Annotated in this window: 6 protein-coding genes and 2 pseudogenes; 2 read left to right on the top strand and 6 right to left on the bottom strand. The window is 30.5% G+C overall.

What is annotated here, in order from left to right; genetic code table 11:
- The first annotated feature begins 189 nt into the window (after positions 1–189).
- Positions 190–373 (top strand): annotated as a pseudogene (locus tag B5P40_RS32125) (hypothetical protein).
- Between the two features lie 119 nt (positions 374–492).
- Here B5P40_RS32125 and B5P40_RS34230 read toward each other — a convergent pair.
- Both B5P40_RS34230 and B5P40_RS32135 read right to left on the bottom strand, forming a co-directional pair.
- Positions 493–588 (bottom strand): annotated as a pseudogene (locus B5P40_RS34230) (hypothetical protein); the annotation flags it as partial.
- A gap of 1,004 nt (positions 589–1,592) precedes the next feature.
- Positions 1,593–2,582 carry a DNA-binding protein gene (locus B5P40_RS32135; RefSeq protein WP_113710538.1) on the bottom strand — a complete coding sequence of 330 codons (990 nt, stop codon included), beginning with the start codon at positions 2,580–2,582 and terminating at the stop codon, positions 1,593–1,595.
- 358 nt (positions 2,583–2,940) lie between these two features.
- Here B5P40_RS32135 and B5P40_RS32140 point away from each other — a divergent pair, with 358 nt between their 5' ends.
- Positions 2,941–4,101: a tyrosine-type recombinase/integrase gene (locus B5P40_RS32140; protein WP_002191884.1), complete on the top strand. Its 1,161-nt coding sequence runs from the start codon at positions 2,941–2,943 to the stop codon at positions 4,099–4,101.
- 88 nt (positions 4,102–4,189) lie between these two features.
- On the opposite strand, the gene B5P40_RS33045 is transcribed toward B5P40_RS32140, so the two are convergent.
- The 4 genes from B5P40_RS33045 to B5P40_RS32155 all read right to left on the bottom strand — a co-directional run.
- On the bottom strand, positions 4,190–4,357 hold the full coding sequence (locus B5P40_RS33045) for a hypothetical protein (protein WP_000625960.1): 168 nt from the start codon (positions 4,355–4,357) through the stop codon (positions 4,190–4,192).
- A 277-nt stretch (positions 4,358–4,634) separates the two neighbouring features.
- On the bottom strand, positions 4,635–5,222 hold the full coding sequence (gene folE / locus B5P40_RS32145) for a GTP cyclohydrolase I FolE (protein WP_000054143.1): 588 nt from the start codon (positions 5,220–5,222) through the stop codon (positions 4,635–4,637).
- A gap of 43 nt (positions 5,223–5,265) precedes the next feature.
- The gene (gene queE / locus B5P40_RS32150) at positions 5,266–5,982 is read right to left on the bottom strand and encodes a 7-carboxy-7-deazaguanine synthase QueE (RefSeq protein ID WP_002191885.1); all 717 of its coding nucleotides are present in this window, start codon (positions 5,980–5,982) and stop codon (positions 5,266–5,268) included.
- A partial coding sequence (locus B5P40_RS32155; protein WP_258402219.1) for a 6-pyruvoyl trahydropterin synthase family protein occupies positions 5,975–6,292 on the bottom strand: 318 nt, incomplete at its 5' end. The genes B5P40_RS32155 and queE, both read right to left, overlap by 8 nt.

Here is a 6,292-nt window from a genome sequence, read left to right on the forward strand (position 1 = left end):
CCTAAGTATTTGCACCAGAACCCTAAAAAGCCATTGTTAAAGTTACTGAACTTGTCGTATAAAAGTTCTAATGACTAAAATAGTAAGATTAAATACCTCATACTGATAATAGGTATTTTTATTTGTCTTGTTGTAACATTCACGGCAAAGTTATGCTTCCTTTAGTGGCAACTTTATGAGTAAAGTTACATTGGAGTAGTATTAATATTATGGGGTATATAGAATGAAAACGGATGATGCATTCGTAGGAAAAACGCAAACAAGAAAAATTTTTTTAAATTTATTGATTCTTGGACAGGCTTTTGGAATAGGACAATTATTAGGCGGCATTCTGTGTATTATTTTAGGAATCGTATCCTTTATAATTAAATAATTTGTAAGTAAAAGGAGCTAACATATATAGTTTAGCTCCTTTTGTTGTTATTAAGTCCTTTGGAAAGACTGCTAATTTTTTCTAGAAATAAACCTAGTTCTTCTTTATGTTTGCCAATCTTTTTTCATGTATTGAATGGCTTGAGACAGATACACAGTGTTCCATATACTGATTGCATTGATAATTATGTTTAATACATTAGCACGCTGTAATTGAAACGATTAAAGGTAAGAAGATTCCATTCTGGAGCATATTAAAATATATAATAAATACATGCTAAAAAAGGAACCATATATGTTTTTTAATTTTATAAAGCAAAAAATATAGAGTGAATTTGGATATTTTTTGAATTAAATACAAAGGAAGGCTGCATAAACTGGCATTTTTTTCTCACATATCTCAAAAAGCAAGAATACTCTTTGTTTTGAGATATGAAACATTTTTAGCTTAGAATTAAAACTTGCTATCTATTAAAATATTAATCCAGTAATATAAATCTTAAATAACAGAAATAAATCTTTTTTAGTAAAAGATTCTGTGGCCAACCTAGATCGGTTTAATTCATGACGTTATCCATAACACAGATCTGAAAAACAAGAAAATTCCCTTTTTCATCTCAATGACATAAGAATACTATTCATTTTGAGATAAAGATTTGATGAAATTTTTAACTACCTATAATATATCTTATGTAAACTAATTTAAAGTAAGTTATGGTAAACATTGGTGTATCAAGTATTTTTGTCTAGCAACACAATACATGCCTCTCTTCATATAATTAATAGGCCCAATTCTTTTTGCAACATAATTTTTTCTATTAAGAAACTTTGTAATAGAACCTCTTTTTAGGTTCTAGTGTGAAAATAAAAGGATGTGATAATTGTTTTTTTCTGTACATCACAAAAAATCAATTATCAGATTCACCTTTAAACATTCTTAAGTATAATAACAATACAATTATACCAACGATAATTATCATTGCTTACAATCAATTCTGATGAGTATTTTGTAATTTCAATAAAAATCTCGTATGAAAATGTATTTTTGCTCATACATTTCAGATAATTGGAATCATGCTAGAATATAATCGTCTGATTTATCTGATTAATAAAATGTACTTCTATTTTTAAAACATTTGTTGATTATTGCAACAAAAAGAGAACCACTAGAAGTACAGTAGTTCTCTTTGAACTGTTATCTTCTTAATGTGATAAAGATTTTAGCTTTTATACAACATATGTTGATTAATTTTATCTCGGATTGCGCTTGCAATAAATTCTTCAATAGAACTGTTCGTTTCATTTACAATCTTTGTGATTGTATGGTATTCATTGTTTGTAATCGTTACTGACTTAGTCACACTGCTGCTATCTAAATACACGCTATTATTAACACGTCTTGTTAATTTTCCTTCTATTATATACGGGCTTAAACAATCAATCCATTCTACCTGCATTTGCATTGGTAATTGAATAATAGATTGACGAACATCAAAATACCAGAATTCATCTTCTTCAGAAACCTTTATATTTCGTGGTGATACATACTGTAGTACCAAATCAATTATTTGAAAAACATTACTACGTAATTGATCTGATTTAGGAAAACGAAATTTGACAAACCTTTGATGATGGCTTCTTGGTTTATCGGATAGAACATATGAAGGTTCATACCCCCTTTTTAGTGCATCTTCTAGTGTCATATTGTTTCCAAACTCATCAATAAGCACAATATCCCCGCGCTTCGGAATAGATATAATGCGTGCTAATTTATTACCTTCCATAAATTTTTGGAACAATACTACATTATACTTTTGTGAGAATGTATATAGAGTATTGGTCTGATCCAATTGCTGTACCAATCCATTTATTTCTTCCTCATGTACAAATTTAGTCTCACGATTACGATGTTTCTGTATAGAACAAGTCAAATCCCCTTGTTCTATCCACTTTTCAAGTTGATACATGCTCACATTATAATCTTTGGCTGCCTGATATAAGGTAATTCCTTCTGTCTCACGATCTTCTTTCAACTTTTCTATGTCTTCTCGCTTAAATAAAAAGCTACCATCTAAACGCCAAGTCTCTCGATTAATTGGATTTAATTGTTCTTGTTTCATAAGAGTAGTAAAAATGAAGCTACTAATTCCTAAATAAGCTTTTACTTCATTCGTATTCATATTCATATTCATTTCTTGTCTTTCAAACATATCTTTTCCTCCTATGTGTAAACTTCTGTTATCTGAAATCAATAATTTTATTATGTAAAGTTAAATTTCTAAAATATATAGTGCAAATTAATTATAACACAATCAATACTTAATTTATTTCTAAATATATATGAAATTAAAATTCAATTTCTAATTAAATTACCTTTTATATAATTAGAAATTATATAAAAGGTAATTTAAAAAAATAAATAGATAATAACCATAGAAAATGTGAGTTTTTCTATGGTTATATAACACTTTCATTTTTATAAAATTTAATTTTGATATGTAAATAATTTTGAATGTAATTCAGTTATAATAATAGATACAAAAGAAATTAATAAGGAGTTGAATGACAATGAAATTTGAATTGATTACAATACATAGTGAAACTTCTTTAGAAAATATAGAGAAACAAAAACAAAATTTCGCAAACATAATTGCATTATGGAATCGTGATTATATAAATGAAGCTGAATTTAAAAAGGAAAATAACGAAAGAGAAGATTCATATACATATGAGGGATTTTCAGATGAAGAAATATTGTACTACTACTTAAATCGGCAAACACATTTTGACCAAGAAAAACGTATAAAGGATGCATCCAGGACTCTATATGCACGTGATCTAAGCCAGTTCTATTTTTTCATCAAACAAAGCACAGAATTTCTGCAGCAAGATGTTAAAGATTATGTAATTGGCCAAGTTTGGAGGAACTTAAGAAAACGACATATCCGAAACTACCAAAAGTGGTTATCCCAGGAGGCAATCTCCTATCAATCAAAAGAAAAGTACAAAGTATCTACGATTAGTAGAAAACTTGGTGTAATCCGCTCTTACTTGAAATGGATGTATGAAATTCAATATATCCAGGAACCTCTTCATGTAGAGATTCTAAGTACGACCGTTAATAAACAACATAAACCAAAACGCGAGTTATCATATGAGGAAGTGAAGCATCTGCTTCATTACTATAAGGACAATGAAATCAATTACGCTTTATTATCGGTCCTGGCTACTACGGGATTACGTGTTGCAGAAGTCGCTCATGCCAAATGGGAAGATCTTGAGTATGACGCTATACGTGGACGTTACTATTTAACAGTTGATACAAAGGGAGATAATGAACGGATTGTTTCTATTAATAAGGACATTTTTAATCGTATTGTTGCATTTCGAATCCGGAGAAGGTTACCTGTAAACATTGGGACTAAAAATGGTGGGACTATATTTCAAACAAAGAACCATACTGCTTATAGAGAGAATTACTTGTCACAATATATTTCTAAAATTATTAAGGATACCAAGTTACTTTTTACAGAGAATATACGAATTACCCCTCACTTCTTTAGACATTTTTATGTACAGTACTTATATGATTATAAGGGGCTAGCACCTCATGTCATAGCAGCTGCAGTTGGCCATAAAAATGATAGAACTACAAAAGAAAATTACTTGAAGCAAAGACTTACAAAGGATAATGATGTAGGAAATTTAATCGGTGATGATGAATTTTAATATGTAATTAATATATAATAAATTCGAGATAGGACAAGGTTAAACAAATATCCCGTTTCACCTTGTCCGTTTGAATTGTTTTAAATATTTATACTGCATAGACTTCAATTTTTGTAGGATTAGAAAAGCGGCGTTCTAATTCTTTTTTGATTTTTTCAATCGCAAAGAAAGCTGAAGATGCATATACAGTAATCACTTTTTTTATAAAAGTATTACCTGTTATTAAAATGTATCTTACTGAATATGATGAAATCATACTCTCACCCTTTCATATATCTATTGTGTTTAAGATATATGCCGATAGGTGTGGATATATTCTCAAAAAATATAAAGTGATATTGTGAGCAGAATGAAAAATATCAAAAAGTTGATTTAGAAAAAGCACTGCCAAAGTCTTCAGCAATGCCTTTCGATTAGACGTACTAGGATAATGAGCGTCTACTTTCTTCTATACGTTTGCTCATGAATAGAATACAAATTTGTATTTAACATAGGTTCTGTATGTACTTTTTTAGCATAATATCGATATAATTCTATCTCTCTATCAAATTTAAAGTTTCACTTCGAAGTGTACTATTATCTTTAAATATTCCTTTATATGACGAAGTTATAGTCATTGAACCAGGTTTTTTCACACCTCTCATTGTCATACACATATGCTCAGCTTCAATTACTACAATTACTCCTTTTGGCTCTAAAGTTTCAAAAATTACATTTGCTAATTCATTGGTTATTCTTTCCTGCAACTGTGGTCTTTTGCATATGGTTTCTAAAGCTCTAGCTAATTTGCTTAACCCAGTTACTTTTCCATTATTAGGAATATAACCTATGTGGGCCCTTCCAAAAAAAGGTACCAAATGATGTTCACACATAGAATAGAACGGAATTTCTTTAACTAATACCAATTCTTCATGATTTTCATTAAATATTTTTAACAAATGTTCAGAAGGGTTTTGACCTAAACCTTGAAAAACTTCCTTATACATTTTTGCTACTCGCTTTGGGGTTTCCAAAATACCTTCCCTATTAATATCTTCTCCAATTGCTTCAAGAATCATTTTTACTGCTACTTCAATTTTGTCAGTATCAATTTCTACACTTTGGATTGTTTTTAAGCTCATATATTATTTCCACCTTATCAATTTATTCATAAAATGCTCTTATTTATACGCCTCGTTTATTTCCCCATACTAAAGCATGAAGTTGAGGTAATACTTTTGCATCATTCATTTCTTTACACTGTACAGCTTTTTCAATCAACCGTTCATATTTCTGTAATAAGTTTTTAATAAGCGCTGCATCATCCACCGTTTTCGTATCATCGTTCCCAACTTGTAAGAAAAATGGTACTTGCGGATATCGCTTGTGCACCTTTACTGCATATTCAAAATCGTAATCTTCAAATACAACTACTTTTAAACTAAAATCTTTTCTTTCTAATTTATGAATAACAGAATCTAGCATCGTAAAATCTGTTTTCATCTTCGAACTTGGTGGTTTAGGCGAAATTGTCACTTCTTCAATTTGAAGTAACCATTCTTGCCACTTACTCCCTTGCGTCTCAATCGCTGTACGAATTCCATTCTCTTTTAATACAGTAAGAAGAAACTGAATATTTTTCAGCAAAACGGGATTCCCACCTGAAATTGTAACGTGAGAAAAATTTTCTCCACCAATTTCAACAAGTTCATTCCAAATTTCTTCTGGCGCCATTTGTCTAACTTGTTCTTTTGCTGAGCCATCCCATGTAAAGGCTGAATCGCACCAAGAGCAGCTATAGTCACAACCTGCTGTGCGAATGAACATCGTTTTTTGTCCGATAACCATTCCTTCTCCTTGAATGGTTGGGCCAAATATCTCCAACACAGGAATCTTACTCATCGAGTATCCACTCCCGTCTTACTTCTGCATAACTCGTTGGTGTTTCAAAGAGACGTACGAATTCGACACGAGCTCCTTTATATTCTTCTGCTCGATTCCCTTTTGTTAATGCTTCCGCCATCTTTTCATAAATCCAAACAACCATATTTTCCGCAGTCGTATTCATCACTGGTAATGTCTCATTTAAATAGCGATGATCCAAATAAATCTCTATTTCGTTTTTCCAAATTTCTTTTATATCTCCAAAGTGGTTCTGCTGCAAAGTTTGAAAAAGCATAAACAGGTTGATAAATGAGGAACAATGTTTAGG

This window comes from Bacillus sp. SRB_8, from assembly GCF_003264205.1.
Classification (GTDB): Bacteria; Bacillota; Bacilli; order Bacillales; family Bacillaceae_G; genus Bacillus_A; species Bacillus_A mycoides.